Origin of the sequence: Bacillus sp. JS, assembly GCF_000259365.1 — a bacterium.
GTDB lineage: Bacteria > Bacillota > Bacilli > Bacillales > Bacillaceae > Bacillus > Bacillus stercoris.
In genome coordinates this window covers 507734-534681 of the sequence record NC_017743.1, presented here as the reverse complement: position 1 = coordinate 534681, position 26948 = coordinate 507734, and the positions used below count along the sequence as shown (strand labels likewise).

General features: G+C 40.9%; 35 protein-coding genes, 7 tRNA genes and 1 pseudogene. 5 read left to right on the top strand and 38 right to left on the bottom strand.

Annotated features, from left to right (window positions below):
* Window positions 1–422: 422 nt before the first annotated feature.
* From MY9_RS02795 to xis, 10 genes are all read right to left on the bottom strand, one after another.
* Window positions 423–884 (bottom strand): hypothetical protein, encoded by a 462-nt coding sequence (locus MY9_RS02795; protein WP_014662871.1) that lies wholly within the window; start codon window positions 882–884, stop codon window positions 423–425.
* Between the two features lie 29 nt (window positions 885–913).
* Window positions 914–1255: a hypothetical protein gene (locus MY9_RS02790; protein WP_014662870.1), complete on the bottom strand. Its 342-nt coding sequence runs from the start codon at window positions 1253–1255 to the stop codon at window positions 914–916.
* A gap of 6 nt (window positions 1256–1261) precedes the next feature.
* Window positions 1262–1630 carry a hypothetical protein gene (locus tag MY9_RS02785; protein ID WP_014662869.1) on the bottom strand — a complete coding sequence of 123 codons (369 nt, stop codon included), beginning with the start codon at window positions 1628–1630 and terminating at the stop codon, window positions 1262–1264.
* A gap of 376 nt (window positions 1631–2006) precedes the next feature.
* Window positions 2007–3065 carry a DNA relaxase NicK gene (gene nicK / locus MY9_RS02780; protein WP_014662868.1) on the bottom strand — a complete coding sequence of 353 codons (1059 nt, stop codon included), beginning with the start codon at window positions 3063–3065 and terminating at the stop codon, window positions 2007–2009.
* Window positions 3058–4509 carry a DNA translocase FtsK gene (locus MY9_RS02775; RefSeq protein WP_014662867.1) on the bottom strand — a complete coding sequence of 484 codons (1452 nt, stop codon included), beginning with the start codon at window positions 4507–4509 and terminating at the stop codon, window positions 3058–3060. The genes nicK and MY9_RS02775 overlap by 8 nt, the downstream gene beginning before the upstream one ends.
* Before the next feature lie 35 nt (window positions 4510–4544).
* The gene (locus tag MY9_RS02770; protein ID WP_014662866.1) at window positions 4545–4925 is read right to left on the bottom strand and encodes a YdcP family protein; all 381 of its coding nucleotides are present in this window, start codon (window positions 4923–4925) and stop codon (window positions 4545–4547) included.
* A gap of 47 nt (window positions 4926–4972) precedes the next feature.
* A complete protein-coding gene (locus MY9_RS21490) occupies window positions 4973–5089 on the bottom strand; it encodes a hypothetical protein (protein ID WP_129138121.1) in 117 nt (38 codons plus the stop codon).
* A 205-nt stretch (window positions 5090–5294) separates the two neighbouring features.
* Window positions 5295–5555, bottom strand: a complete 261-nt coding sequence (locus tag MY9_RS02765; RefSeq protein WP_014662865.1) for a hypothetical protein — start codon at window positions 5553–5555, stop codon at window positions 5295–5297.
* Window positions 5556–5608: 53 nt separating this feature from the next.
* A complete protein-coding gene (locus MY9_RS02760) occupies window positions 5609–5869 on the bottom strand; it encodes a hypothetical protein (RefSeq protein WP_048356433.1) in 261 nt (86 codons plus the stop codon).
* Window positions 5866–6060 (bottom strand): ICEBs1 excisionase, encoded by a 195-nt coding sequence (xis, locus tag MY9_RS02755; protein WP_003240395.1) that lies wholly within the window; start codon window positions 6058–6060, stop codon window positions 5866–5868. The genes MY9_RS02760 and xis overlap by 4 nt, the downstream gene beginning before the upstream one ends.
* Before the next feature lie 273 nt (window positions 6061–6333).
* On the opposite strand from xis, the gene immR reads away from it, so the two are divergent.
* From immR to MY9_RS02740, 3 genes are read left to right on the top strand one after another with little or no spacing between them, the layout of a single operon-like run.
* Window positions 6334–6717, top strand: coding sequence for a helix-turn-helix transcriptional regulator ImmR (gene immR / locus MY9_RS02750; protein WP_003240393.1), 384 nt, complete (start codon window positions 6334–6336; stop codon window positions 6715–6717).
* Complete coding sequence (gene immA, locus MY9_RS02745; protein ID WP_014478906.1) at window positions 6714–7223, top strand: metallopeptidase ImmA; 510 nt, start codon at window positions 6714–6716, stop codon at window positions 7221–7223. The genes immR and immA overlap by 4 nt, the downstream gene beginning before the upstream one ends.
* Before the next feature lie 12 nt (window positions 7224–7235).
* Window positions 7236–8342, top strand: coding sequence for a tyrosine-type recombinase/integrase (locus MY9_RS02740; protein WP_014662864.1), 1107 nt, complete (start codon window positions 7236–7238; stop codon window positions 8340–8342).
* Between the two features lie 85 nt (window positions 8343–8427).
* Here MY9_RS02740 and MY9_RS02735 read toward each other — a convergent pair.
* The 8 genes from MY9_RS02735 to MY9_RS02700 all read right to left on the bottom strand — a co-directional run bounded on the left by MY9_RS02735 (window position 8428) and on the right by MY9_RS02700 (window position 9718).
* Window positions 8428–8511: transfer RNA gene (locus MY9_RS02735), tRNA-Leu, on the bottom strand.
* Between the two features lie 79 nt (window positions 8512–8590).
* Window positions 8591–8672: transfer RNA gene (locus MY9_RS02730), tRNA-Leu, on the bottom strand.
* Between the two features lie 11 nt (window positions 8673–8683).
* Window positions 8684–8759: transfer RNA gene (locus MY9_RS02725), tRNA-Lys, on the bottom strand.
* A 27-nt stretch (window positions 8760–8786) separates the two neighbouring features.
* A tRNA-Gln gene (locus tag MY9_RS02720) sits at window positions 8787–8861 on the bottom strand.
* Window positions 8862–8872: 11 nt separating this feature from the next.
* Window positions 8873–8944 (bottom strand) — tRNA-Glu (locus MY9_RS02715).
* A 29-nt stretch (window positions 8945–8973) separates the two neighbouring features.
* Window positions 8974–9064, bottom strand: a tRNA-Ser gene (locus MY9_RS02710).
* Between the two features lie 4 nt (window positions 9065–9068).
* A tRNA-Asn gene (locus MY9_RS02705) sits at window positions 9069–9143 on the bottom strand.
* Between the two features lie 122 nt (window positions 9144–9265).
* Window positions 9266–9718 (bottom strand): SprT family protein, encoded by a 453-nt coding sequence (locus MY9_RS02700; RefSeq protein WP_014662863.1) that lies wholly within the window; start codon window positions 9716–9718, stop codon window positions 9266–9268.
* Between the two features lie 103 nt (window positions 9719–9821).
* Here MY9_RS02700 and cmpA point away from each other — a divergent pair, with 103 nt between their 5' ends.
* Window positions 9822–9935 carry a cortex morphogenetic protein CmpA gene (cmpA, locus tag MY9_RS21425; RefSeq protein ID WP_003225207.1) on the top strand — a complete coding sequence of 38 codons (114 nt, stop codon included), beginning with the start codon at window positions 9822–9824 and terminating at the stop codon, window positions 9933–9935.
* Window positions 9936–9944: 9 nt separating this feature from the next.
* Here cmpA and MY9_RS02690 read toward each other — a convergent pair whose 3' ends face one another.
* From MY9_RS02690 to acpS, 17 genes and pseudogenes are all read right to left on the bottom strand, one after another.
* The gene (locus tag MY9_RS02690) at window positions 9945–12104 is read right to left on the bottom strand and encodes a Tex family protein (RefSeq protein WP_014662862.1); all 2160 of its coding nucleotides are present in this window, start codon (window positions 12102–12104) and stop codon (window positions 9945–9947) included.
* Between the two features lie 93 nt (window positions 12105–12197).
* Window positions 12198–12641: a MarR family winged helix-turn-helix transcriptional regulator gene (locus MY9_RS02685; protein ID WP_014662861.1), complete on the bottom strand. Its 444-nt coding sequence runs from the start codon at window positions 12639–12641 to the stop codon at window positions 12198–12200.
* Window positions 12625–13065, bottom strand: a complete 441-nt coding sequence (locus MY9_RS02680; protein ID WP_041521478.1) for an EVE domain-containing protein — start codon at window positions 13063–13065, stop codon at window positions 12625–12627. Before MY9_RS02680 ends, MY9_RS02685 begins: the two co-directional genes overlap by 17 nt.
* A pseudogene (locus MY9_RS21825) lies at window positions 13062–13297 on the bottom strand (hypothetical protein). Before MY9_RS21825 ends, MY9_RS02680 begins: the two are co-directional and overlap by 4 nt.
* Window positions 13298–13599: 302 nt before the next feature.
* On the bottom strand, window positions 13600–14199 hold the full coding sequence (gene rsbX, locus MY9_RS02665) for a phosphoserine phosphatase RsbX (RefSeq protein WP_014662858.1): 600 nt from the start codon (window positions 14197–14199) through the stop codon (window positions 13600–13602).
* A complete protein-coding gene (gene sigB, locus MY9_RS02660; RefSeq protein WP_014662857.1) occupies window positions 14199–14987 on the bottom strand; it encodes an RNA polymerase sigma factor SigB in 789 nt (262 codons plus the stop codon). Before sigB ends, rsbX begins: the two co-directional genes overlap by 1 nt.
* Window positions 14953–15435 carry an anti-sigma B factor RsbW gene (gene rsbW, locus MY9_RS02655; RefSeq protein WP_014662856.1) on the bottom strand — a complete coding sequence of 161 codons (483 nt, stop codon included), beginning with the start codon at window positions 15433–15435 and terminating at the stop codon, window positions 14953–14955. Before rsbW ends, sigB begins: the two co-directional genes overlap by 35 nt.
* A complete protein-coding gene (rsbV, locus tag MY9_RS02650; RefSeq protein WP_014662855.1) occupies window positions 15432–15761 on the bottom strand; it encodes an anti-sigma factor antagonist RsbV in 330 nt (109 codons plus the stop codon). Before rsbV ends, rsbW begins: the two co-directional genes overlap by 4 nt.
* 61 nt (window positions 15762–15822) lie before the next feature.
* A complete protein-coding gene (gene rsbU, locus MY9_RS02645; RefSeq protein ID WP_014662854.1) occupies window positions 15823–16830 on the bottom strand; it encodes a phosphoserine phosphatase RsbU in 1008 nt (335 codons plus the stop codon).
* A gap of 11 nt (window positions 16831–16841) precedes the next feature.
* Window positions 16842–17243: a serine/threonine-protein kinase RsbT gene (gene rsbT, locus MY9_RS02640; RefSeq protein WP_003240352.1), complete on the bottom strand. Its 402-nt coding sequence runs from the start codon at window positions 17241–17243 to the stop codon at window positions 16842–16844.
* A 3-nt stretch (window positions 17244–17246) separates the two neighbouring features.
* On the bottom strand, window positions 17247–17612 hold the full coding sequence (gene rsbS, locus MY9_RS02635) for an RsbT antagonist protein RsbS (protein WP_003225190.1): 366 nt from the start codon (window positions 17610–17612) through the stop codon (window positions 17247–17249).
* 4 nt (window positions 17613–17616) lie between these two features.
* Window positions 17617–18441 carry an RsbT co-antagonist protein RsbRA gene (rsbRA, locus tag MY9_RS02630; RefSeq protein WP_014662853.1) on the bottom strand — a complete coding sequence of 275 codons (825 nt, stop codon included), beginning with the start codon at window positions 18439–18441 and terminating at the stop codon, window positions 17617–17619.
* A gap of 114 nt (window positions 18442–18555) precedes the next feature.
* Window positions 18556–18906, bottom strand: a complete 351-nt coding sequence (gene ndoA / locus MY9_RS02625; protein ID WP_003156187.1) for a type II toxin-antitoxin system endoribonuclease NdoA — start codon at window positions 18904–18906, stop codon at window positions 18556–18558.
* Between the two features lie 4 nt (window positions 18907–18910).
* Window positions 18911–19192, bottom strand: a complete 282-nt coding sequence (endB, locus tag MY9_RS02620; protein WP_003225183.1) for a type II toxin-antitoxin system antitoxin EndoAI — start codon at window positions 19190–19192, stop codon at window positions 18911–18913.
* A gap of 115 nt (window positions 19193–19307) precedes the next feature.
* Window positions 19308–20477: an alanine racemase gene (alr, locus tag MY9_RS02615; RefSeq protein ID WP_014662852.1), complete on the bottom strand. Its 1170-nt coding sequence runs from the start codon at window positions 20475–20477 to the stop codon at window positions 19308–19310.
* Between the two features lie 114 nt (window positions 20478–20591).
* Window positions 20592–21608, bottom strand: coding sequence for a LolA family protein (locus MY9_RS02610; RefSeq protein WP_080478309.1), 1017 nt, complete (start codon window positions 21606–21608; stop codon window positions 20592–20594).
* A gap of 165 nt (window positions 21609–21773) precedes the next feature.
* The gene (gene acpS / locus MY9_RS02605) at window positions 21774–22139 is read right to left on the bottom strand and encodes a holo-ACP synthase (protein ID WP_014475874.1); all 366 of its coding nucleotides are present in this window, start codon (window positions 22137–22139) and stop codon (window positions 21774–21776) included.
* A 93-nt stretch (window positions 22140–22232) separates the two neighbouring features.
* Here acpS and MY9_RS02600 point away from each other — a divergent pair, with 93 nt between their 5' ends.
* Window positions 22233–22832, top strand: coding sequence for a rhomboid family intramembrane serine protease (locus tag MY9_RS02600; protein ID WP_014662850.1), 600 nt, complete (start codon window positions 22233–22235; stop codon window positions 22830–22832).
* A gap of 251 nt (window positions 22833–23083) precedes the next feature.
* Here MY9_RS02600 and MY9_RS02595 read toward each other — a convergent pair whose 3' ends face one another.
* The 3 genes from MY9_RS02595 to cshA form a co-directional block, all read right to left on the bottom strand.
* Entirely contained in the window at window positions 23084–24565 is a 1482-nt protein-coding gene (locus MY9_RS02595) for a PH domain-containing protein (protein ID WP_014662849.1), read from the bottom strand.
* Complete coding sequence (locus MY9_RS02590; protein WP_014662848.1) at window positions 24555–25034, bottom strand: PH domain-containing protein; 480 nt, start codon at window positions 25032–25034, stop codon at window positions 24555–24557. Before MY9_RS02590 ends, MY9_RS02595 begins: the two co-directional genes overlap by 11 nt.
* Window positions 25035–25206: 172 nt before the next feature.
* Entirely contained in the window at window positions 25207–26691 is a 1485-nt protein-coding gene (cshA, locus tag MY9_RS02585) for a degradosome RNA helicase CshA (RefSeq protein ID WP_040084118.1), read from the bottom strand.
* Window positions 26692–26948: the final 257 nt, after the last annotated feature.

Here is a 26948-nt window from a genome sequence, read left to right as displayed (position 1 = left end):
TTACTTTTTCACCACTTTCTACCACAGTAATATTCTTCATACTTTGGATGAATACGCATATCCTAGATGCTAAATAATTTGAGGAAATTGAGATTCCAAAACCAACAATAGATAAACAATCACCAACTTTAGTAAGAGTTAGATTTAAAATTAAACTTAATACAATAAATAACGTTAATATTACGCTTATTATACATATGATTAAATTTATAACACTTGAGATGTTTTCTCTTCTCTTACTATATATATCTCTACAAGAACTTATTTCATTTGATGCAGCTAATAATACCATAATAATAGAGAGTGTAAACGAAAATATACTCACATAATAAACAACAGAAGGATTATTATAAAATAGTCTTCCAATGCCTAATATTAAAAAGATAATAAATAATAGGAATTGTATAAGGTTATATAGATCTTTAGCCTTCATTTTCTTCTATTTCCTTCAAATCTTTACTTAAAACATGATTAATATAACCAACATAATTCAACAATTCGCGTAATTCTTCTTTAAGAATTTTTTTTGTTTTACTCTTTGTCATAGGTATTGCTGTAGAATATGATACTAATCTCTTTTTCTTTGAATTATATATACTAAGTGTACCGTATAATATTTTCATATTATTAAAATTATATACATACTTTTTAATTTCTCTCATTTTACTTTTAATAACCCATACTTCCGGAACAACTATTCTCACTGAACCCAGTTTTTCTTCCCCAATAATAATTACGTCTAACATTTTATTATTTGGCATTTCTAATTTAAAAATGAATCCCTCTAAATCATCTAGATACCTATAATGCTTTAAGTTCAGTTCCTGCAAGCTTGTATCTATTATTTTTGTTAAATTACTACGTTCATTTAATTTATTAACCATAAATAACACTCCTAATTCTTCACTATAAGCTATAAGTTAATAATATTTACTCCAAAGGGCTCTCCAAATAAATTGTCCACTTTTTTATTGTGATATATCACTCCCAGAGTCTTACTATTAAAGATCGAATATAACATTCTTTTTGTTAACATTACTAGCTTATCAAGGGTTTCTGTTTTTAAATTTTCAGTAAGTCGAAATTCCATTTGTCGTGGACTTACATACAAAAACAACCCTAAATCTTCTTGAATCCCAGTAACATTTTTGTTACCTATTTTTCTTAAATCTATATCCAAATATTCTTCACATTTTTTTATCAAATTTTTAAATTTAAAATTTGAGTCTAAGATCAAAGTAAATGAATAATTCATTTAATTTCATCCTCCAAATAACTTCTTATATATTCTTTTTACACCACTAGATTCGTATTTTTCTTTCACTTCATTTATTTGATGATGAGCTGCATCCATGAATTTTTTCAATCTTTCGATATCAAGATCAGAATTCCAATTTTTGTGTATATCTTCTAAATCATCCCTTAGTTTCTGACTAGGACAGTTTTCTATAATTTCTTGCCTTCTTTCTTCTGGTTCTAAGTAAGTCAATATGATTTCTTTCAAACTCACTTCTTCATCAATTATCTTTTTCTTGATTTCAAATTGTTCCTGGTTATACTCTTCTATCCTTTCTCTACGTATTAAAAACTCTTCAATTATCTTTCCCTCCGAAAAATTTTCAAATCCCAACAAATTTCACCACGCTTAAAATAAACTCTAGGACCTTATATTAAATGTTTATAATTTAGACTGATTTTATTCACCTATATTTTTTCTTAATATTGTAAATGTTTCTTAATTGAGGTTGTTTCTGTTTATTATAAATTATATTACAATGTTCTTTTACAGGAAAGGAAATTTTTTCTGTTGCACTATATGGATTCTCCCCCCATCCCCCCTGGGGGCTCCCTCGCCGGTAGGCAGGAACAAACGGTTGTTTGTTCAATGCCAAGAGGGTTTGGATAGCGCTGAATATGTCAACTCCTTATCCTCACTTCGTTCCGGTACCGTTGACACATACGTTTAATCGCATCACCTGTGTTTATAAAGGTTTAGCAGCTTGTTTTTAAACGACCATGTCAGCAACATCAGCCATATACACATCTAACATTTTTTTATGTTTGTCTGCCAGTTCAGCTTCTGCAATCATATCTGACAGATCGGTTTTCCCTAAATGTTCATCAGCTTCAAGCACCATTTTCATAGTGGGAGCACAAGAGTTACGAAGCCAGTTTCTTGATTTCTGATAGAAGTCTTTTTGTGGTTTGACGTACAAAGGAAGTCTCCCAACATCACCTATAAAATCAGACCAAAAAAGGCTCGTTTTCCAATGCTCTCTAGTGATGTTTTCATCAGCATCAACGAACCTTACATAGTTATTAATGATCTGCATAGCGATTAAGGTTAAATCCTTTGTTTTCAATAAAGCATCTATAGCCACTTGTGCACGTTCATTTTTAAGCCGCAATTCATAACGATTCCAATCACCTAGTTCTTCTAACGGAATGTTATACTTTTCTGCTTGTTCATAGTTTTTCTCATAAAAGCAAAGGTACGCTTCTGACTTTTTAGAACCGAAATATATTGTCGTTCCGCCTATAATGCCATCAGATAGATCAAAGGTGCCATTAAAATCGGATTTTCTAAAGCGTGAAATACATTCGCCCTTTTGGGCTTTCTTTAACAATTCCGGTATAGAAAAGTACGTCTTTTTATCATCAATTGCCAAATCAAAGCGAGTAAATGAACCGCCTTGTGCCATGCAATCTTGAAAGAAGTCATACCATGTTTTCTTTCGGCATTCCAAGAAGGATTCAAATTGACGGCAACCTTGACCGGACATTTCTATCAAAACACCTCTGTTATCATCCGGCGCAGAATAAAAGACTTTGATATAGTCCAGTTCGTACGTGCCAACGTAGCCATAGAAACCAGATTGTTTCTCAGTCATAAAGTCTTTGCTAAGGTGAAGAACCTCTTCAATAATTCGATCAACATCATGAGTTTTAAAAGAGACTCGAATATAGTCAACCATTGATACCAATGGACTTTCAACGGTTTCATTTTTTTCTTTTACGATTACTACCCCCCTGTTAGCGTGGGGGGGTTGGTTTAGTTCAGTCATTCGCTACGCTCATTCCTTCCTCGGGCGTCAGTTCGGTCGCTTGCTCGCTTACGCTGCCGCAGGCGACTGCCGTCGCCTGCGCTCCCTGCGCTTCCTCCTTCGCCCTTCGTATTTCTTCTAAAAAGTCATACCCACGTGGCACAAGAGGACTGTAAAATTCAAATACAGTACCCGTTCCCATGTCTGCATATCCTCGGCCAGTCACCTTTTTATTACCAAAGGCTTTATCACTGTCCCCAAACATCATTCCGTAACCTGTCTCGGACATTCTGCCTACAGTAACACGAAAATTGAACTGATCACGAATACCATCAACCAAATATTTTGCATCTGGACGTTGTGCCGCCATAACAAGAAAATAGCCAGCTTGCCTTCCAAGCATGACCAACTGTTTCATATAGGATAGCGCTTCATTCCTTTCTTTCATGTCCAGTAAATCCATAAACGCTACATATTCATCAAAGAAAATAAAAACAGGCTTTAACCCGTAATAAGCATAGTTTTCTCCTGTCTTGTAGTTAGGCATTTGTTTCATTTCATCCATTCGCTTCATCATGCCATCAACTGATTTTCTTAAACACATAAGGATTCCATTTTTCTTTGAATATACGTTACCCGGGAACACTTCTTCTAAATCTGCTAAATCAGCATGTTTGGGGTCTAATATCTTCACATCTGCACCATACCCAGCACATGCTTTAATAACGGTTAACATATAGTAGGTTTTACCGCCACTAGTACCACCAGCTATAAGCATGTGCGGCAACTTATCAAATTGCCATGAAACATGCTTCATTAATTGCATAACACCATCTTTTGCAACAGCTTCATCAATTGAAATACGGTTCTTTTTGACATCGTAAAGAAGCTTGAAGCAGATAAAACCTTCTTCCATTTCTTTATCAACCATGTCACAAAATAAACCGTTTTCCAAATCCTTTCCTAACTCTAGGAAGCGATTCTGAAAACGGCTCATGTCCATAGCAATACGGATATAAATGTGATTGTTTTTAACTTGATAATACATCCTAGGAAAATACGTGATTTTTTCCTTTGTCCCTGTATCATTTGAGAATAGCTTTTTAACCTTCACATTATCTTTTTCATAAAACTTGTTAGAGAAAATCATTCTTGCAAGCATTTGCCTGTGCTTTAACCTTTTAAATAGTCCATTAAAAGTTAAATAGGCAACATAAACACTTCCAATACCAATAGACAACGAACAAATCAAGCTTTTAACGATCAAAGAAACATTCCATTTAAAGTGATGAATCAATTGAAATACATCAAAGTGAAGAAGGTGATCTCTCCAAAAGATAAACATTGATAACAAAAAAACAGGCACAAATATCATTGCGCCTGCTAAAATCAAGTTATTCCTCATATATGGACGAATTCGTTTTCCTCTATACTTCCAGATCCTTTTCTGTAAGAAATCATTCATACACATCACCCGACATATGGCTTAAAGAGAGCATTTTACTTTTTATCATTACCACTAGTGGCCGCCGCAGGTTTCACAGAAGAACCGCCTTTTACAACAATATCATCAGCTTCAAGTTTCCACATCACATTGGCAAAGGTTGAATCCCTTTGACTAGTTGCTATAGCGCTAATTTTTGGGTTTTTTAACTCAATGTCAGCAAATGCAGGGATTTCTTTTGCTCCAGCATACTCAGGAATTGTTACCTCAATTTGACCACCTTGAACAGCACTAGCAATGTTATAAACCCTAGATTCCAGTACGTCAGTACGCTTATTGTTTTCACGATCATAAACATATCTTTCTTTATTAAGTCCCATGAATTTCATTTCTCCAAAAGTCATATTGATATCCGGTACAATAAAGTTTAAGTTCATTTTTCATATCCCCATTTCATTTTTTATTATTTATTTTCAAGAGACCATTAAATTTCGATTTTATATTTTGGATTCGCTCCGGTTCTGTATCCATCTTGGCGCTTATCAGTTGCTAACGGCTTTACGCCCTCATGGCAACCTAGTAGGCTAATTATAGCCATCAAGCTGACTACAGCTATTCCGCACGCTTATTCTAGCCTGCTACAGCATTTAAAGTGATTGCTGTTCATCACTCAAATACTCACGCATGACATTTCAACAAGAATACCGTATAATAAAAGTGTCTAGTTTTTATTTTCCGGCGTTCTTGATGATTATTCGTCAAGGCGCTTTTTTTGTTTATATATAGTTTTCAAAGAACAAACACTCCTAGCGACATAAGTTATACAGATCATCGTTATATAAAGTAAACACCTGATTTTCCTTCCTACTCATTGGTCGAGTAGACCAGATACACCACCAATCCCAGCCTTTTAACAGCTCAGATATTTCTTTATTAGCCTTCAAATAATTATCAGCTTCAACAACGAATGTTTCACAAGTGGCATACTCTTTAAAATGATTTAAATCCTTATCAGCCTTTAAAGCTTCAACATCAGTAATGATTGTTGCATTCACTCTTATTTTCATCGCATCCCCCCTTTCAAAGGATTCTTAACGGCTCCCTATAGTGGTATATAACGTCACACTATGGATGATTGCCGAAGCTTTTCAATGTCTTTTCTTCCAATGCCGTAATGCTTACATATCCTGCGATATGAAACGCCTTTTCGCAGTAATTCATTAACATTTTCAATTGTTAATGGAAGGTTTAAATAATGATTTATGATGACTGAATTCAGAGCAATTTTCATTCGTGCTATCCAATCACCTTCCATTTGTCTGGCTAAAGGAACAGCTTCTTTCATAAACGAGTTTGTTATATCAATGTTTATAAAAATCACCCCGTTTGAGATTTTGGACCTTTGTAACAATAACACTCTTCAAACTTAGCTCTACTCACCTTACCTTGAATGACCATATATCCTTCTTCTTTCATTTGAGCATTCAAAGTTCTAATGATGTCATAAGATTTAGCCTGTTTAACTCCAAGAATTTTTTGAATATCTCTCGCAGTTAAAAACTCTCCTTTCAAAATATCACCTCCTCGTTAACTCAACTCTTTGTGAATTAACTTTATTATAAAACTCCTTTTCGTGTAAGTCAACAAAAAATTCACCTTAAAGTGTATTTTTTTGAACATATATGGAAATACTGATAATTAAACTCTCCATAAAGAAGAAATAAATACTCCTAAAAGGAGAATTTTGAATCATTTATTTAACTTATAGGTGAAATTAATGAATTCTCCAAAAAATGTTGTTATTATTTTTATAAAAATCAACTCTTTGTGAAATGGATGATAAAAATGAGCCTAGGCAAACGATTAAAAGAAGCTCGACAAAAAGCTGGATACACTCAGAAAGAAGCCGCAGAGAAACTTAATATCGGTAACAATAACTTATCTAATTACGAAAGAGATTACAGAGATCCTGATACAGACACACTCTTAAAATTGAGCAACTTATATAACGTATCTACAGACTATTTATTAGGAAAGGATGAAGTAAGCAAGAAAAACGAAACTGATTTACTCAATAAAACAATTAATGAAGCCATACAGGAATTAAAGGATGAAGATACACTCCTTTTTATGAATGATGGTGAATTTGATGAGGAAACTGCACGCCTTGTTAAAAAAGCATTAAAAAACGGAATTAAATTCATTGACGAATTAAAGAAGAAAGAGTGATAACAATTTATACAAGCAAAGGAATTAAACATAAAGTCCAATCAGTAATCAAGACACATGGTACAAATAATGTCTATGAAATTTGTGACATCCAAAAAATTTATATACTCAAAAATGATCTTGGACAAGCAAACGGTTTACTACAACATGACAAAGCCACAGATCAATATTTAATTCATATCAACGAGAACCTCCAACATCAACAATTTGTAATCGCCCATGAATTAGGGCATTACTTTCTCCATAAAAGATTGAACACTTTTAAAGTTGTGAATTGCTCTAAAGTTCTAAAAGAGAAACTTGAGCATCAAGCAAGCCTATTTGCATCAGAATTAATACTGACAGATAAAATGCTTAATGAAGCTCTTCCATATATACAGGGTTTTAGCAAAGAACAAATAGCAGCATACTTCAACGTACCATCATTTGTTACTGATTATAAACTTTCTCAAATTGGCTCATTTAGTAACAGAATCTATTCACACGAAATAAGCGCTTTTGGTTAAAGGAGAAATAAAATGTCTGTAAAAAAACTTGAAAATGGTCAATATCAAGTTGACGTTAGCTTTGGATTTGACCCGATTACTGGAGAAAGAATTAGGACGAGACCAGTAGCATCAACCAGAAAAGAGGCTTTAGAATTAGAAGCAAAATTAAGAAGAGAATTTCAAGAAGAAAGAGCAAGAAAGTCCAGATCAGTAAGCTTTCCGACTCTAATTTCAATTTATTTAGCAAGTTGTGAAGTAGATAGTAAACCAAACTATTATCAGAATCAGAAATACATTATAAACAAACATATATCTGATTACTTTTTGAAATCTGATATACAAAAAATCACACATAGAGAAATAACTGATTTCAGAAAACATTTAATGGAAACAGGTCTAAGCAATAAATCGGTTAATAATATAATGACTAGTCTAAGCAAAATTTTTGATACAGCTGTACATGAAGAAATCTTAAAAAGAAATCCGTGTGACAACGTTAAACGATTACCTTTAACAAGAAAGAAAATGAAGTTTTGGAGACCAGAAGAATTCAAAAAATTTATTAGTTTAATTCCTCAAGATCAAATATTGTTTAAAACCTTTTATACTGTTGCTTTTCTAACTGGACTAAGATGTGGTGAAATGCTCGCCCTGCAATGGAAAGATATTGACAAAATCTTATTAGAAATAGATGTGCATAAATCGTGCACCTGGCTTGATGGTCAATTTGTTGTTACTACTCCAAAAACCAAAAATTCGATTCGGCGAGTTAGCATCAATAAAAAATTGCTTAAGCTACTAGAACGTTGGAAAGAAGCACAAGAAGAGTTGTTTAATGAATTAGGTATTAGACATTCACATGATACCTATATCTTTCAATATAAAGATACACCTTCAAGAAAAGATATTTTCAGTCGGAAGATTAAATACTTTTGCAAGGATAGCGATCTTACTCCTATACGTTTACATGATTTTAGACATTCACACGTTGCACTATTAATACACCAAGGAGAAGATTACATAACAATTAAAGAGCGTTTAGGACATGGTTCTGTAAAAACAACAATTGATATTTATGGACACCTATATCCAAACAAGCAAAAGGAAATGGCTGATAAATTAGATGACTTACTTTAGGTAAGTGGGCAGTTTGTGGGCAGTAAATCATTTGAAAATAAACACAAAAAAATACCAAGGGCGTCAAAACCCTTGGTATCATTGATGCGGCCGAGAGGACTTGAACCTCCACGGGTTATTCACCCACTAGGCCCTCAACCTAGCGCGTCTGCCATTCCGCCACGACCGCGTGATCATTAAATTGTTTGTGCTGGTTTAGTAGGCTCTTAACCTAGTAAAACCCATTTGCGTGCACTTTGTAAATAAAGTGCGGGTGAAGGGACTCGAACCCCCACGTCGTAAGACACTAGATCCTAAGTCTAGCGCGTCTGCCAATTCCGCCACACCCGCAAAAAGATAAGTGGTGAGCCATGAAGGACTCGAACCTTCGACCCTCTGATTAAAAGTCAGATGCTCTACCAACTGAGCTAATGGCTCTTACTATTCGATTTCAAAAAATAAAAATGGCTGGGCTAGCTGGATTCGAACCAACGCATGACGGAGTCAAAGTCCGTTGCCTTACCGCTTGGCTATAGCCCAACGAAATGGAATGACCCGTACGGGATTCGAACCCGTGTTACCGCCGTGAAAGGGCGGTGTCTTAACCGCTTGACCAACGGGCCGATGGTTGAGAACTTATATCGAAATCTTATGGCGGAGAAGGAGGGATTTGAACCCTCGCGCCGCTTACGCGACCTACACCCTTAGCAGGGGCGCCTCTTCAGCCACTTGAGTACTTCTCCAATATGGCTCCACAGGCAGGATTCGAACCTGCGACCGATCGGTTAACAGCCGATAGCTCTACCACTGAGCTACTGTGGAATAATGAGACAAGACTTATTATATCAGCCTTGATTTTCAGTGTCAAGAGGTAAATGTTTTTATATATCTCTCGTAACGACTTTTATAATGTAACATAGGCTTGCCATATTCGTCAACCTTTTTCACGAAAAAATTCTTTTTATTTTCCCGCGGCATTTTCCGCATCTGTATCTGTCAGGGTTCATAGCCCGCTTCTTTATATACTGTTGGCCGCAGGCCGTACAGATATACATATAAGTTTTTTTGTTTTCCGCTTTTTTCTTAAGGGGTGTACAGAACCTCGGCGCGTTGACTTGCTGCAAAAGCATTCTAAAATCTCTGTCTCTGTGCTTGTACCCTTTTCCTTCAAGGTGAAGATGATAATGGCAGAGCTCATGCTTGATGATGCCGATCAGCTCCTCCCTGCCGTGTTCAATCAAATATTTTCTGTTCAATTCAATGTTATGGGAGGTTAACAGGTACCTGCCGCCAGTGGTTTTAAGCCTGTCATTAAAAAGCGCCTGATGGCGGAACGGCTTTTTAAAATACGTTTCAGAAATATCCTCTGTCAGCTTTTGAAGCTCTACATTATCCATAGTGCACCTCACTTAAAAAACATTGAACGGGACAATTCACCGTTCGCATACAATATGGTAATCACTGTCCCTCTTATGATAAAAGCTGAGGAGGAATGAGCCTATGCCAAATTGGCTTAAAAAGCAGATGCAAAAAGCGTTCCTTGAAAAAGATAATTACCAAATTAAACTGCTGAATCAATGCTGGTATTTCTATAGGAAAAAACACTGCTCGTAAGCAGTGCTTTTATTTTACCATAGACAGCGATACTCTGCCTTTTTGTACATCTACGCCGTCAACCCAAACTGTCACGATATCGCCGACAGAGACAACATCAAGAGGATGCTTGACGAATTGATTGCTGAGTTTTGAGATATGCACAAGCCCGTCTTGTTTGACGCCGATATCAACAAACGCTCCAAAGTCCACTACATTGCGCACGGTGCCCTGCAGTTCCATTCCCTCTTTCAAATCTTCCAGCTGAAGGACGTCTGTTTTCAGCAAAGGCTTTGGCACCTCGTCGCGCGGATCGCGTTCCGGCCTTGTCAGCTGTTCACGAATGTCTTTCAGAGTGATTTCGCCGATTCCCAGCTCTTTTGCCGTTTCAGAAAGCGCCAGCTGATTGATTTTGTCCTTCAATTCCGCCGTGCCGATATGTTCTGTTGAAAGCCCGAGTTTTTTCAATAGCTCTTTTGTTTCTTTATAGCTTTCCGGGTGGATGCCTGTTCTATCCAAAGGCTCTGTTCCTTCCTGCACTCTTAAGAAACCGATACATTGCTCGTAAGTTTTCGCACCGAGCCTTGGGATGTCCTTCAGTTCTTTTCGATTTGAAAACTTTCCGATTTCCTCACGTTTTTTGACAACGTTGCCTGCGACAGACTTCGATAATCCCGCTACATACTGAAGCAGCGCGGCAGATGCTGTGTTGACGTTTACTCCAACCTGGTTTACGACCGTTTCGACGACAAACCGCAGAGATTCATTTAAGCGCTTTTGGCTGACGTCATGCTGATACTGTCCGACACCCACAGACTTCGGATCGATCTTAACGAGCTCCGCGAGCGGGTCTTGAAGTCTTCGCGCAATAGATACAGCACTGCGCTCTTCAACCTTAAGGTCAGGGAATTCTTCTCGGGCAAGCTCAGAAGCCGAATAGACACTTGCTCCAGCTTCATTGACAATTACATAATAAATTTTGCGCGGCATATCCTTTAGTACATTGACAATGAATTGTTCTGTTTCTCTGGATGCTGTGCCGTTTCCGATCGCCACCATCTCGACTTGATATTGCTCAAGAATCTTTTTCACTTTTTCATGGGCTTCTTTTGTTTTGTTGACTGGCGCATGCGGATAGATTACATCAATTTTCAAGACTTTTCCGGTCTCATCTGACACAGCGAGCTTACAGCCGGTTCGAAAGGCTGGGTCAACACCGAGAACGGTTTTGCCTTTCATTGGCGGCTGAAGCAGAAGCTTTCTCAAGTTTTCTGAGAAAATATGAATCGCCTGTTCATCGGCTTTTTCTGAGAGCTCTTTCCTGATTTCGCGCTCGATTGCCGGCTGGATCAGTCTTTTATAGCTGTCCTCAATCGTCTCCTGTAAAATCTCTTTTACGGATGTTGAGCGGTTTTTGATGATTTGTTTTTCTAAATACGCTTTAATGTGATCCGCAGGCGGTTCGATCGATACCTTTAAAATGTCTTCTTTTTCGCCGCGGTTCATTGCCAGCACCCTGTGCGGAACGACCTTTGCGATTGGCTCTTCATATTCATAATACATTTCATACACATTTTTTTCGTCCGTGTCTGCCGACTTTCCGGCAACAGACTTAATGGTTCCTTTTTTGAAGGTTTCCTGGCGAATCCACTTTCTGAAAGACGGCTCGTCTGAGATTTGTTCCGCAATAATGTGCTTGGCGCCCTCAATCGCTTCTTCTCGTGTGAACACTTCTTTTTCTTCGCTGATGTACTGTTCTGCTGTTTTTGCCAGACGATCATCTTGGGGGAGTGTCAGGATATAGTCGGCAAGCGGCTCCAGGCCTTTGCTTTTAGCGACTGTCGCCTTTGTTTTGCGTTTTTGTTTATAAGGGCGGTAAAGGTCTTCTACTTCCTGAAGCTTCACCGATTGCTCGATTTTACGTTTTAGATCATCTGTCAGTTTATCCTGCTCTGCAATCAGCCTGATGACTTCTTCTTTTCGCTGATTCAGGTTTTGTATGTATTGCCAGCGTTCAGAAATCGTTTGAATCTGAACCTCATCCATTGAACCCGTCTGCTCTTTTCGATACCGGGCAATAAACGGGACTGTGTTGCCGTCCTCAAGCAGACGGATAACACTTTCAACATGTTTTTGTGATAAACCTATTTCTTTCGCAATTTGCTGTTTTAAAAGGGCTGACGTTTCCATGTAACCAAAGCCTCCAATTTTGTCGTTCTTTCTCTAGTGTATCAAAAACCGAAAAAAACACATAAAAAAAGACAGCTGGCGCTGCCCATATCTTTATTCATTTTTTAAAAGCTCCCGCAGGCCGTTTAGAAAATTCTCTTCTTTCATCGCAGCTGAAAAGAAAACTTGATCAATCTCCTCAACGATCGGCAGAGCCGCTGTTACTTTTTCTTCGCCTGTTTCTGTAATCGACAAAAGAACCTCTCTTTTATCCTGGGGATTTTTGCTTCTTTGGATAAATCCTTTTTTCTCAAGCGTCCGCACAACCTCCGAAACCATCATAATATTGGTCTGGCTGAAGCTTGCAAGTTTTTTTTGCGTGACAGTTTCTCCGTGAGCAATCATATACTTGCACGAGGTCAGCAGAACAAATTGAACGTGGGTCAGGTCAAACTCAGCCAACGCTTTTCCCACTTTCCGCTGCCAGCTTTGCGTGGCCTGCCATAATAAAAAGCCCGGGCTTGTGTTCGGACCGCTAAATTTAGAGTGCCATTCCACTTATGTTAACTCCCATCGCTTGTGCTATTGTCAAAAAATCATTTTTGCTGATTTCAAAGTGTCCTCTGCGAAATAAAAAGCCAAGATGCTTGGTTTCCTGAACAAATTCAAGCTTTGGTTTAATGTCGTAAAAACCGATTTTATGGCATGGATAATAGTCTATATCTAATCGGTATGGGATAAAATTCGGCGCCATTTGATACGGGTAGATGTTTCCGCTTTTCACTTTGCCAATCGCGGTAAAGCTTCGCAGCAGTTTGCCGTCTGGATATGCGTCTCTCGGAGAATAATAAATCAGCCAATCTCCCTCTTTCATTTTGGCGAGCGGGGCTTTTTTTCCATGGCACAGCTGTGCAAAACCACCGGCAGCACCTTTTAATACATGCTGCTCTGACACAACGCCGATCCAATAATTTGTGTTTATTTTATCACTCCTCCGCATAGGTGAACAAGCCTGCTGACAGCCGCCGGGATGTCTTTAGACAGTTCAGTACCAATGATTTCTCCACATTTTTTTGCTTCAGCACCATCTAATACAATTCCATGTGTGATACGCAAACCTTCTTTTTGCTTTTGAAGCACGTGAAAAAATTCCATTTTTACATTGTTATGCGGCATGTTGGCCATGACAGAAAATGACCGATGTTTCTCCACATGCTCAAGCCAAAAAGAAACTGTTTTTCCTTGCAGATGCAATGTTCCTTCCGTTCCCTTTTGAAATGGTCCCTTCAAAGAAGCTGATGCAAGACCCGCATCCCATTGATCCCATGTTTCTGTTTCCTGATAACGGCTCCAGATTTTGTCTATATTCGCATCAGCTATCGCATTGTATTCATCATTCCACATCCCATAAGCCCCCAAATTGATAAGTTCACTTATTAATTATAATAAGCGCCCTTACTAATAGTCAACCGCAAAAAAAAAGAAGCCGGATGTCCAGCTTCTTTTTTCTGGTTTCCTAGGACAGATGTCCAAGAATATAGGTCAGATCATCTTTTCTCGATGTCGTATACATTTTCAGCGAATTCGATATGTCTTCTACCGATTGGCCCTTTTTCAAATGGGAGCGGATATCGGGTACGTTGAGTCCATCTGTATGTATAATGAACTTTGAACCCTTCTCATAAGTAGCGGTGTGCGTTTTGTATTTTTGCGGCTTGCCTGATAAGTAGCCCGAAATCGGCAGAGGATAAAAGCTTTCACCAGACGGGGAATGCAGAATAAACCGTACATTGCCGACAGCGCAGTACGTAAACTGCCTTTGTTCAAAATTGATTTTCAGGATAGATGCTGTGGCGCCTCTTTTGTTTTTCATCGCCTGATTACAGCGTTCGATAATGCTTTGTACGTCTTCATTCGCATAGTTTTCCACTAAGTCTTTGATGGCTGCAGAGGATTCGTTTGCAAGCGATCCGCTTCCAAGTCCGTCAGCAACCGCGCAAATTAATTCCTTGTCATCAGCTTTCATAAAAAAGCTGTCTCCGCAAATCGATTTTCCTTCTTTATTCAGTTGATATACTAGAGTTTGAATATGCTCGTTTTCTTCAACCTGGATCATTACATTAACTCCATCGAGGGATCTTCAATCAAGGCCTCTCTGAGCTTCTTCACAGCTTTGCGCTGCAGACGCGAGACGTGCATTTGAGATATACCGAGAATGTCCCCAGTTTCTTTTTGGCTTTTGTTTTGAATATACGTAAGGTCTATGATTTGTTTTTCACGGTCTGAAAGGACATGAAGCACGCTTTGCAGCATCATTTGCTGGTTGACTCGCTCATATCCATCCTCCTGTGATCCGACGATATCAAGGATCGTGACGGTGCTTCCGTCCGAATCCGCTTCAATGCTGTGGTCAACGGATAAGGCTTGATAGCTTTTGCCCATTTCCATCGTTTCAAGAACCTCTTCTTCAGAAACATCGAGGAATTCGGCAATCTCTTCAACTTTCGGCGATCTTTGTGTTTCAGTCGTCAGCTGATCAACTGCCATTTTGATTCTTGGCCCCAGTTCTTTAATTCGTCTCGGCACGTGAACGCTCCATGTTTTATCTCTGAGGAAACGTTTAATTTCACCGATGATTGTCGGAATTGCAAAAGCTTCAAACGATTTCCCGACAACAGGATCGTATCGCTTAATCGCGCCGAGCAGCCCGATCATGCCGACCTGGCGGAGATCCTCGTGGAAGCTTTTGCCTTTTGAATATTTTTTCGCAAGCATGTCAACCAGATTTGTATACACCCGCACAAGCGTTTCCTGCGCCTGTTCATCTTGCTTTGTTTGGTAATCGCTTATGAGCCGATCGACTTCATCTTTAGTTAGTTTCGTAGTTTTTGATGGTTGTGTCATGATCAACTCGCTCCCCATTTAAATACTTTGTCATCGCTACAGTGACGCCGGAGTGATTTTGCACTCTAACTTCATCCATGAGCGTTTCCATTAAATATAGACCGAGCCCTCCTTCTGATAATTGATCAACTGTGTGCGAAGGTGTGTACGGCCCTAGATCCTGCTGCTTTTGATCAAAGTCAAAGCTGTCTCCTTCATCCGCCACAATAACCTCTAAACGGTCTTCAAACACACCGAATCGTATTGACACTTCCCCATTTTTATCTTCTTTGTAAGCATGCTGAACCGCATTTGTGCACGCTTCACTGACTGCGATTTTCAAATCTTCAATTTCATCATACGTATAGCCCATTCTGCTTGCGACGCCTGACAGCGTCAGTCTTATAATTCCCACATACTCAGGTTGGGCCGGCACTTTCATTTCGATGTAATCAGCTTTATTCTTCATTGCACTCCACCTTCTGACTTTGCAGAAATATCAATGATGTCCTTCAGGCCTGTAATGTCAAACAGGCGGATCAGGCGGTCAGAAAGATTTTCAAGTTTTAACGAACCGCCTTGTTTTTTTACTGTTTTAAAGATCCCTACAAAAACGCCCAATCCGGTACTGTCCATGTAGCTGACATCTTTCAGGCAAATTCTTAAGTCCGCACCTTGTTCTGCCAGAGGCACAAGCTTCTCTCTGAGCACCGGCGCTGAGTATACATCAATTTCTCCTGCAATGTTTACTTGTATATCATTCTCGTTTTGCTTCACATCAACATTTATATTCATCCGTATCACCTCAAATTTTCCTTCAAGTCACTAGTTGCTTTATACCCTCGTCTGGCAGACGTTAAACCTTTCTCCGCAAAACAATTAACGTAAAATCATCGTGAAGCTGAAAGTCCTGTAATTTGAGGAGGCTGTCATAAATGTTTTTGACCATTTCCTGCGCGGAGGAACACATATGTTCCTCAATGAGCTTCTGCAAATCAGGACGCTCCAAGAAACCGTTTTCTGTTCTGCATTCTGTGACGCCGTCAGAAAATAAAACGATCATATCACCCTTTTCCAGATGCTGATCGAATTGTCTGTAGTCATAATCCTGCGAGATGCCGAGAACGAGTCCTTTAGCCTCTAAATCATAAAACGCGTTGTCTTTTTGAGAATAATAGAATCCCGGTTCATGTCCCGCCGAAGCATATGTAAATCGATGCTTGTCCATATTGTAATTGGCATAAAACATCGTAATAAACATACTAGCGTCAACGTTTTGTTCAACAACACGATTTAAATTTTTCAGCACCTGGGAAGGGTGTATGCCCGTTTCCGGCAAAGAGTCCATTGCGTATTTAATCATGGACATACAAAGAGCTGCTGGAATGCCTTTCCCGATCACGTCCGCGATTGCAATATTAATGGATTCCTTGTCTTTGACGAAGTGGTAGTAGTCACCGCTCATCTGTTTGGCAGGCACACTGATGGCGCCGATATCCAGCGCGTCCTCCTGCGGAATTTTTGTTCCGAGCAGCGTCTGCTGGACATTAGCTGCGATTTCAATTTCTGATTTGATTTCCTGCTGTATCCCTCTAAGGGTTTGATGCTCCTGATAAGCCATTCCATAACCAATCATGACTTCTATTAAAAAATCCAGCGAATGAAACACATCTTCCGGGAGACTTGGATACAGCTCCTTCAGCACTTTTCTATGAATACTGATGATTTCTTCCGGAGGAATTTGGTGCTCGATTGTTTTTCGGCTGAATTTTTGGGCTTGATATAAAGATGTTTCTGTTAATTCGGCTATATATCGGCTAAGCAGCTGATGATACCGCTGCTCAATAACCTCCCTAAAATCCACGTTCTTACCTCCTACCGAAGCCATTTGATGGCTTGTATCTCTGTTCCTTCCCCCGATACGGAATTTAAGCTGAATTCATCCATCAGCCTTTTGACCCCGGGAAGTCCCGCACCAAGTCCTCCAGACGTTGAAAATCCGTCTTCCATGACTTTTCGGATATCAGGAATTCCCGGCCCTTGGTCTTCCGCTATGATTTTCAGGCCCTTTTTTCCTCTGTCTGCGACCTGTTCAATTCCAATCTGCCCTTTGCCGGCATATAAATAAATATTCCTGGCTAATTCTGAAATAGCCGTTGTAATTCTAGCCTGGTCTACAGTGCCGAAACCCAGTTCTTTCGCAACGTTTCGTCCCAGCTGTCTGGCGGCTACAATATCCCATTCTGTCATGATTTTTACACAGGATTGGTCGTTCATTCGCTATTCCCCCAATTCCCGCTTCAATGTCTCAAGCCCTTGCTCTAAGTCGAGCGCTGTTTCGATTTCCTCAAGCGCGATTCCAAGTTCGATCAGCGTCACTGCCACAGCGGGCTGAATGCCGGTCAAGACAACTTTTGCCCCCATTAACTTGGACATTGTTATGACGTCGCCCAGCACTTTTGCGATAAATGAATCAATCATATCCACAGATGTCAGGTCAATGACAACGCCGTTAGCACCTGTTTCATATATTTTATTTAATAAGTCTTCTTGAAAGGTTAATGCAGTTTGGTCATCAAGTTCCCATTGAATGGACACTAATAAGCAATTATACAGTTTCAAGATCGGGATTTTTGGATGTCTCACAATGTTATTCCCCCAATGAAACGATTTTTCGATCCGTCATTTCCAACGCTGTTTGAATTCCTTTTTGCAGGGTATTCTTAGTTATAACTTGGGATAAATCAATCCCCAGGTTAACGATGGTTTGAGCAATTTCCGGGCGGATTCCGGCCAGCAGGCATTTTGCTCCGACAAGCCTTACCGCTTCTGATGCCTGAATAATATGATGGGCAACCATCGTATCGACGACAGGGACACCCGTAATGTCAATTAGCACGACTTGGGAACGGTGTTTGACAACGCCATTAAGAAGGTTTTCCATAATTCGTTTCGCGCGTTCTGTATCAATTGTTCCAACTAGCGGCATCACGGTGATATTTTCAAACACCGGAATAAGCGGCGCAGACAGCTCCTGCAGCGCGATCTTTTGCAGGGATACTGTTTTTTCCCATGAGATTGAGTATTGATTAAAAATTTCTGTGTTAATCGGGCTGAAAAATCGGTCAATCTGCCAGATTAACTCCGTGCTCTCTTGATCTGGCAATCTCTTATCATTCATTTTCGTGTAGAGACGTTTCCAGAATTCAGCAAGCGCAGTAGCCAAAAACTTCAAAGAAATTCCGATTTGGACCGCTCGAAGCGCCAGTTCACTGATTTGGCTTTCAGCAGCGTTTTCGTCCTTAACAGACAGCAGCAGAATGTCGATATACTCTTTAGATATATTTTCATACACTTGGTCAGTCAGCTGATAGGATTCTTGATCGCTTAATTCTTTTAGTGTGTCAGTCCACAGTTGGAGCAGTTCATTTTGATTTTCGGCAATGAACTGGTATACAGTCTGGTTCGACATCAAATTCGCTTACCTCCCAATAAAAAACAACATATTTTTTCGTTATTTCATTATTATATCGTTTATGTTTTTTGAAAACAAAAAAAGTTGCTCTTTGTGAGCAACCTGCAAATATGTCTAAAAATCAATGAGTGCCAAACTGATTTGCAAGGCTTCATCAACCTTATCCATCATTTCATCATCCAGATGAGTAATCTTATCCGTTAATCTTTGCTTGTCAATCGTCCGAATTTGCTCCAGCAAAATAACGGAATCTCTTTCAAAACCGTAGCGTTTTGCATCGATTTCGACGTGGGTTGGTAATTTCGCTTTCTGTATTTGTGCTGTTATGGCTGCAACAATAGCAGTTGGGCTGAAGCGATTTCCGATGTCATTTTGGATCACTAAAACCGGGCGCACCCCGCCTTGCTCTGAGCCAACAACAGGAGATAAATCAGCAAAATAAACATCGCCGCGTTTCACAATCAAATGATTATCCTCCGCTGACTAAGCGCTCAACTGTCGTTTCAGCCTCGCACTCCGCAAAGTGAGCCTCAGAAGAAATATTCAGGTTGATTTTCGCCATTTCCATATAGCCGCGTCTCATCAAATCACGGTTGTGACGAGTTGTTCGTTCGCTGACATACGCTCTCACTGCTTGTGATATCAGTTCGTTTCTGCTTCGTTTCTCCCGCATCGCTACACCATCCAATTCAGCTACTAGGTTTTCGGGCAAGCTGATTTTCATTTCGGTTCTTGCGCTGGATTCAGACAAAAAACATACACCTCCACCAAACTTACGGATACGACTCTTTTATCCATCCAGTGATAATGATACCATTATTCACTCTTCAAGCAAAGCTGTTTTATAAATTCGCCATATAAGTAAGCTAATTGCTTGTATTGACCTGCAACAAAGGATTTCTTACTTCCATTATACTCCCATTTTCCAAAAACATACGGGGAACGCGGGAACTTATTGTACAGGCCACTTCATAGTTAATGGTTTCGAGCCTTCCTGCAATCTCATCCATGGAAATATATTCATCTCCCTGCCGACCTATTAATGTGACTTTTGTGCCCGGCGGATATTCCTGATCCAGCTCCACCATAAATTGGTCCATGCAAATTCGACCGGCAATTTTTAGGCGTTTTCCCTTCACAAGGATGTCGGTCCCCTTCAATTTTCGGAGCCAGCCGTCCGCATAGCCTACAGGCACCGTCCCGATCCATGTGTCTTTTTCTGCTGTGTACTCGGCTCCGTAGCTGACGCTCTCGCCTTTTCTGATCAGTTTGACATGCGACAGCGTCGAATGCAGGGTGAATGCCGGACGCAGCTGAAACGGTATCTCGTCCGAAATGTCAGCAGACGGGCGAAGGCCATACATGCCGATGCCGAATCTGACTGCATTAAAAAAGCCTTTTTTCAGCCGAAGTCCGGCGGCGCTGTTTGCGCAGTGGACCATCAAATTCTTTAACGGCAGCGGAGCAATCAGCTCTTTAAAACGCTCAAACTGCTTTAAGAAATAGCCTCTTTCTTTTTCATCTGCTGTCGCAAAATGGGTAAATACCCCTTTGCACTTTAAACGGGGGTTGCGGTCAAGAATGGCCATCACATTCTGAACTTCTTCCTCTGTTTTGACACCAAGCCTGTTCATCCCCGTATCGACCTTCAGATGAAAATGAAGAGAACCTTTTTTCGTGTGGCGGGCTGCCTCCTGAAGCCATTCAACGGAATAACCCGTTAAGGTCACGTCATACTCCGCAGCGATTGCCACATACTCCGGGGGAACCGCGCCGAGCACCAATATAGGCGCCTTCAAGCCCTTTTTACGCAGTGAAATCGCTTCATCCAAAATGGCTACGGCCAAGCATGAAGCACCTGCGTCAAGAGCAGCCTTTGCTGTTTCTGCATCACCATGCCCGTAGGCGTTTGCTTTTACAACTGCCATTAGCTGGACATGTTCACCGATATGTTCTTTCATATTGCTGACATTTTCCTTTATCGCGGACAAGTCAATTTCCGCCCACGTATCCCTGTAAAAAGGTTTTGTGCTCATTACGACACTTCCTAGCTTTTATTCAATATCATTTACATATCATACTAAAATTAAAGGCCAAAGGGAAACGATGTCTAACGAAAAAAAGGCCAAATCATGTTTGGCCTTTGGCGGTTATTTCGATGATTGTCCCTGCATGCTTTTCGCTACTGTCACCATTTCCTCTTTAGAAAGATCTTTAGAAGAGAGAAGGTAATCAACGCCGTCATATGTCCATGATAATGATGCATCCGACAAAGCGCCGATGGTGTAGCCGAGATTTACCGGTTCGCCGTTCAGCGTAACGGAGGAGGAGGCCTTGGCAATCTGGGCTTTTTCCTGAATTAACGTAAATGATTTTTCTCCTCCGTACGTCATGATAATGCGCTTCCCGTCTTCAGTAGAGATATCTTTTTCTTCAAGCAGCTTTACGCCAAGCGGCAGTTCCAGCGGCGTTTTGACCGCGAATGTATCGGAAGGCTTCGCGCTTGTGGCAACATCCATTTGAGAAAGGGTCATATTTTTCTTTTCGTCAAATGATTCTTTATCAAATTGTTTATTAAATTCAAAGTTGCTGAATTCTACTTTGACCATCACTTTCCGGTCAGTATCCATCACTTTGACAGATGACGGGCTCATATCTTTTTTGTTAAAAGTGATTTCTTGCGTCGGCAGCATTTTGTTATGCTGATAGTTTGTTTTTGTTTCGAATACGTATTTCTTTTCTTTCGCTGTGAAAACTGCATCCGAATCGTTTTGAACATCCTTTACGAGCGATTCAAACAGATAGACCTGACTGCTGTTGTTCGGCCAGTCGCTTTGAAATCTGAAGCTCTTATTTAAAGACGGCGTGAGAACGAATACTCCGTTTTCATTTCGTAAAATGACTTGGTTTTGGTCCTTTTTCGGATTTTCTAAATAAACCCTGTACAGAGACGGCTTTTTGTGCCAGATTTCCACATTGTATACTTGAGGCTCACTCCCTGTCTCGATGGTCATTTTCGCTTTTGCTTTGTACGAGGTGTATTCTTTCGCCTTTTCATCTAACCCGGCCACAATATCTTGCTGTGTTTTTTGCCCGCAGGCAGAAAGAATAAGAACAGCAAGCAGTCCCGTTAAAAGCAAAACAAAGCTTTTTCTCACCTTTTTCAACCCCTTTTTCTCAATTGATGTAAAAGGAAGAAATCGCTTGTTTGACTTTAACGGTACGCTCGGTACACGTTTAGGCAGAACAGATGCGTACCATAAAAGCCTCAAACAACTTGTCTCCCTTAATGCACTATCAAATATATGAGTGGGGTTTCCCTAATATGCAGACTAGCTTGACAACCTTTCAATCACAACCTGCGCGGCAGCGTATTCTTTTGTGTGAGTGATTGATACGTGAACGGCGGCCTGGCTCAGTTTGGTACAAATGATGTAGGGCTTGCCATTTTGGTCTTTCCTAATTTCAATGTCCTGAAAACTGAGCTGCCTCCCTATACCGGTGCCAAATGCTTTTGAGAACGCTTCTTTTGCCGCAAATCTGCCTGCGAGAAATTCGATTTTTCTTTTCTCTGAAAGCTCATGGTATTGGTCAAGCTCGCTTCGCGTCAAAATCCGCTCGGCAAACCTTTTCTGGCGTCCAGCCATAGAGGCGATCCGTTTAAGCTCGGTAATATCCAGTCCAATGCCGTAAATCATGTATGATACCTCCTTTGCGTACGTACTATTTAAATGGTTTGTCTCATAAACGTGTTACTATAGATATACCAAAATGAAGAAAAGGGGCTCGGAATGTTTATACGGACTGAAAATTTTCAAACGTTTATCAGGCTTTATCCCGTTGTCACCTTTATATTGGCTTTGCAAGCTGTTCTCTGGCTGTTTTTTTCACTTCCTGTCCATTCAGTCGTTTTATGGAGGGATACTGTCGCAGGCTATAATCTAGGTGTCGCTAACGGTGAATGGTGGCGGCTGATTACACCGATTTTACTGCACGCCGGTTTCACACATCTGCTGTTTAATTCCATGTCCATCTTTTTATTTGCCCCCGCTTTGGAACGCATGCTGGGAAAAGCGCGTTTCCTTCTTGTGTACGCCGGCTCCGGCATCATCGGCAATATCGGCACGTATGTTACAGAGCCGCTTGATTACGTGCATGTCGGGGCTTCAGGCGCCATTTTTGGGCTATTCGGCGTGTACCTGTTTATGGTTCTTTTTCGCAATGAGCTAATTGGGCAGGAGCATTCCAAAATGATCCTCATCCTGCTCGCATTTGCCGTTCTCATGTCGTTTATCAACTCCAATATTAACATGATGGCTCATCTGTTTGGACTTTGCGGCGGGTTTCTTCTTTCGTTTTTGTGTGTGCAAAAAAAAGAGCGGCGGTATTAACCGTCGCTTCAGATTGTTGACAAAATCCTAAAATGGTTTTCATTTTAGTATTTTGTCATCTTTTCAGCGTGATTGAAAACCCTTGAAGTCTAGGAAGGACGAGCATAGGAGCGGACATTCACAGGATGTGATGACGACGGCGTTTAGGCAGGACGCCTGAGAATTTAGCCGTTGATCCACTTCGCATTGAGCACCGAAGCGCAGTCCTGACAACGAATGCGAGGGTTTGCCGACACGCTGGAGCGGCGGTATTAACCGTCCGCTTTTTCATATGAGTACCAGTTTAAAATGAAGGCTGCATCCTCTTCACCTACATCCCTCACCGTTAATTCTTCCATGTGGCTCGATGATTTCACTGAAGTAGAAATGGTATACAGGCGGCCTTTCTTTTGGAAATAGGATTGGCTGAACTTGCAAACCTGCATTCGTTTTTTGAGTACAATGGCGGTTGTTCTGCCTATAAATCTAGACGTCAGCTGCAGACGGTTCCCGTTGATTGTCCACGCAGCGTCTTTATACGCGAGATAGCCGAAAAACAATTCAATCGGAAGCAGGATGACCGACAGGTAGCCCCAGGGCTGAAAGAAAATACATAACGGAATGATCAAAAAGAGCGAAAAAATGACAGAACGGAACAAATAGCGTTTCAACGCGCGCCGCGGCAGGCGGCGGGAGTTTTCTTCCAGCGTGTATTCCGGCGTAAATGTTCGAAGCATGTGCGGAAGCTTTTTTTTATGAATCATTGGAAAGAGAATGGTCAACGCACCTTCTTCTTTTTCCCGGTCGCCGCCGCCCGCACTGACGATGGACACCGTTACAAAGCCGAAAAGCTGCCGAATGATGTTTTCTTTTATTTTAATGGCTTGTATTTTTCGCAACGGAATCGTGACTTGATGTTTTTCAATAATTCCTCTTGAAATCACCAGTTCCTGCTCTTTTTTTATGATTTGAAAGTTCGCGTATCTAAACATCATGCCCGCAATGCTGAAAATCCAGGCGATAAATAAACCGATAAAAATGAGTACCGCGTAAATACCGATGCTGGCGTGCTGAAGAAAGGAAAATTTATCGAATAACCAATCCATCGGCAATACTTCATCGAGCTGGGAAATAAGCGCAAATACAGCCGAGATAATGACTCCGATTCCGCCAGAGGTAGAAGCGGCCATGAGCAATTCTTTCGCGTTCATGCGATAGTGCTCTTGCACCTCAACGGCAGGATCTAACTCCTCCTCAGCTTCAAGCTGTTCATCACCAAGTTCATTTTCTCGTCTTTGCGCTTTTTTCTTAAAGACAGCTTCTTTGATGCGTTCAGCCTCTTCCACAGAAATAGCAGAAAGAACGGCTTCTGCCTCCTTGCCTCCGCCCGCTGTTTCAATTTGCAGCCTCACAAGCTTAAAGATTTGCTGGACAAGGCCCGCGCTCGTATTCATCGTTTGAATCCGATCAATCGATATGTATCGCTTTTTCGTAACAAATAAGCCTTCTTCGATTCTAAATTCATCATCTTCAATTCGATAGGTAAACCTTCTCCATTTGATGATGCTTGCCGCTACTAGCCAGATGAACAGCACACCGAGCGCAATGGCTCCGTAAAAACGGACAGTATGGTTTGAATTGACGATATACACAAAAAAGAATGGCAGAATGATATTTTTTATTGTTTGAATAATGGTATGGCATAAATTCAAAATGACTGCTGCCGGGTGCAGGCGTTTCGGTTCAGACATCATCGTCAGTCACCCTTGCCAGACGGGAAATGGAATCTCTCAGCCGGTCCGCTTCCTCCATCTCTAAAGCGGGGATCGAATGAACGGTCGCAGCCGTGGAAATTTTCACTGTTGCCAGATTGTATTTTTTCAATAATGGCCCTTGCGACGTATCAACGTGCTGAACCCTGACCATCGGGACAATCACACGTGTCACCACAAAAATACCTGACTGAATATCTATTTCATGTTCATGGACTTCATATCGCCACACCTTATGACGGACCTTCGGAATGAGAAAGACCGTCACAATCGATCCCAGCAGCCAAACTGCGCCGAGCACGCCGCTGATCCAGTACGGCCAATGAAAATAATAGCTTAACACTGCAACTGCTATGACGATAAGCAAGCAAACAGCGGATATGATGATCTCTTGAAGTCGCCAAACCTTTAATCCATCTGGACTGATTTGGTTTTTTGGCTGCTCTCTCAAATTTACCTACCTCCCTTTTTTTCGTCGTTACTTATACGTCTCTTGTACGGAAAGGTTTCATTCTTAAGCATACATAGAAAAATAGCTTCCGTCAGCTGAAAGTTTGCTGAATCACAAATCGTGAATATAAAAAAGCCCAAAACATGATGTTTTGGGCTCTAATTCGATCAAATTAGTATGATTTTTTCTGGCGTCTGTCACCTGACGAACGGCGATCGTTTGAACGCTTTTTGTCGTAGGAAGAACGGTTGTTGCTTTTCCCTTTTCCGCCGCGGTAGCCGCCGCCTTGGCCGTCTCTGCGTTTAGAAGAGCGCTGGTTTTTGTAGCGTTTGCTGACCATCGGCGCTTCGTCTGTTAAGCGAACCGGTGTATTGTCCGGCTCTTTTGTAGACATTTTGATAGCCGCTGCAACCACAGTCACTGCATCATGATCTTCAAGCAATTCAGCTGCCGCTGTCATGTAGAAGTTCAGGTTGTTTTCGCTGATTGCCGTACGAAGACGTTCAACCGTAACCTGCTGCTGGCCTTCTAACGCTTCATCAAGTGTAGGCTCTTTCATGCGGTCCATTTTGCGTTTTGTTGTTTGTTCAATTGCGCGAAGCATGCTTTTCTCACGCGGTGTAATAAACGTCATTGCCATACCTGTTTTTCCTGCGCGGCCCGTTCTTCCGATACGGTGAACGTAGCTTTCAGGATCTTGAGGCACGTCAAAGTTGTACACATGTGTTACGCCTGAAATATCAAGTCCGCGAGCGGCAACATCAGTTGCGACAAGAACTTCGATTGCGCCTTCTTTGAATTTACGAAGCGCAACCATACGTTTCGCCTGCGTTAAGTCACCGTGAATTCCTTCAGCTGCATATCCGCGAAGGTTCAGGGCTTCAGCCAGCTCATCGACACGGCGTTTTGTACGTCCGAATACGATCGCAAGCTCAGGAGACTGAATGTCAAGAAGGCGAGTCAGTGTATCGAATTTTTTGCGTTCTTGCACTTCCAAATAGAACTGCTGAATGTTAGAAACCGTCATTTCTTTCGCTTTCACTTTTACGTGTTCCGGCTCAGTCATAAAGCGCTCTGCAATGCGTTTGATCGGTGCAGGCATTGTAGCAGAGAACAGAAGTGTCTGATGCTCGCTCGGCACGTTTGAAAGGATAGATTCAATGTCGTCAATGAATCCCATGTTCAGCATTTCATCCGCTTCATCCATTACAACAGTATTTACATTGTTTAAACGAATTGTGCGGCGGTTGATGTGGTCAAGAAGACGTCCAGGTGTTCCGACAATAATATTCGGATTCTTCTTTAACGCCCGGATTTGTCGTCCAATATCCTGTCCGCCGTAAATAGGAAGAACCTTCGCACGTTTATCTTGTCCGATTTTATATAATTCTTCAGATACTTGAATGGCTAATTCACGGGTTGGCGCGATTACGATTGCTTGAATATTAGGAGACTCGGGGTTAATTTTTTCAACAAGGGGTATACCAAACGCAGCTGTTTTACCTGTACCTGTTTGCGCTTGTCCAATGACGTCTTTATTTGAAAGTCCGAGCGGTATTGTTTGTGCCTGAATCGGTGTTGCTTCTTCAAATCCCATACGATTAATTGCTTTCATGAGATCAGAACTTAAATTAAAATCTTGAAACGTTATAGTCAAATTATTCAAACTCCTTCTAATTGCTGTTTCAGTAATGTCGTGATTTACCACTTATAAAACTGCCCTTTAGACAAAAAGGACAGGATCCATCCGTATACAAAGCCCGAATTACTTTAAGTTTTATCTTACCATTACACTATTTGTTTTTCAATAAGATGAGAAGCAGATCGGCTTCTCGAATATGCCGGCTGTTGCTCCATCCGCTCCCATTTGTCCGGCGGAGAACTTCGGGTCAGCGGATGAAAAGGCCGGACGAA

Bases quoted from the DNA above. Each gene is read 5' to 3' on its own strand.
- MY9_RS02795 (WP_014662871.1), bottom strand. From the start codon at position 884: ATGGTTAATAAATTAAATGAACGTAGTAATTTAACAAAAATAATAGAT.
- MY9_RS02790 (WP_014662870.1), bottom strand. From the start codon at position 1,255: ATGAATTATTCATTTACTTTGATCTTAGACTCAAATTTTAAATTTAAA.
- nicK (WP_014662868.1), bottom strand. From the start codon at position 3,065: ATGACTGAACTAAACCAACCCCCCCACGCTAACAGGGGGGTAGTAATC.
- MY9_RS02775 (WP_014662867.1), bottom strand. From the start codon at position 4,509: ATGAATGATTTCTTACAGAAAAGGATCTGGAAGTATAGAGGAAAACGA.
- MY9_RS02770 (WP_014662866.1), bottom strand. From the start codon at position 4,925: ATGAACTTAAACTTTATTGTACCGGATATCAATATGACTTTTGGAGAA.
- MY9_RS02765 (WP_014662865.1), bottom strand. From the start codon at position 5,555: ATGAAAATAAGAGTGAATGCAACAATCATTACTGATGTTGAAGCTTTA.
- immR (WP_003240393.1), top strand. From the start codon at position 6,334: ATGAGCCTAGGCAAACGATTAAAAGAAGCTCGACAAAAAGCTGGATAC.
- MY9_RS02740 (WP_014662864.1), top strand. From the start codon at position 7,236: ATGTCTGTAAAAAAACTTGAAAATGGTCAATATCAAGTTGACGTTAGC.
- MY9_RS02700 (WP_014662863.1), bottom strand. From the start codon at position 9,718: ATGGATAATGTAGAGCTTCAAAAGCTGACAGAGGATATTTCTGAAACG.
- cmpA (WP_003225207.1), top strand. From the start codon at position 9,822: ATGCCAAATTGGCTTAAAAAGCAGATGCAAAAAGCGTTCCTTGAAAAA.
- MY9_RS02690 (WP_014662862.1), bottom strand. From the start codon at position 12,104: ATGGAAACGTCAGCCCTTTTAAAACAGCAAATTGCGAAAGAAATAGGT.
- rsbX (WP_014662858.1), bottom strand. From the start codon at position 14,199: ATGATCCAGGTTGAAGAAAACGAGCATATTCAAACTCTAGTATATCAA.
- sigB (WP_014662857.1), bottom strand. From the start codon at position 14,987: ATGACACAACCATCAAAAACTACGAAACTAACTAAAGATGAAGTCGAT.
- rsbW (WP_014662856.1), bottom strand. From the start codon at position 15,435: ATGAAGAATAAAGCTGATTACATCGAAATGAAAGTGCCGGCCCAACCT.
- rsbV (WP_014662855.1), bottom strand. From the start codon at position 15,761: ATGAATATAAATGTTGATGTGAAGCAAAACGAGAATGATATACAAGTA.
- rsbT (WP_003240352.1), bottom strand. From the start codon at position 17,243: ATGAACGACCAATCCTGTGTAAAAATCATGACAGAATGGGATATTGTA.
- alr (WP_014662852.1), bottom strand. From the start codon at position 20,477: ATGAGCACAAAACCTTTTTACAGGGATACGTGGGCGGAAATTGACTTG.
- acpS (WP_014475874.1), bottom strand. From the start codon at position 22,139: ATGATTTACGGCATTGGACTGGATATTACCGAGCTTAAACGGATCGCC.
- MY9_RS02600 (WP_014662850.1), top strand. From the start codon at position 22,233: ATGTTTATACGGACTGAAAATTTTCAAACGTTTATCAGGCTTTATCCC.
- MY9_RS02595 (WP_014662849.1), bottom strand. From the start codon at position 24,565: ATGATGTCTGAACCGAAACGCCTGCACCCGGCAGCAGTCATTTTGAAT.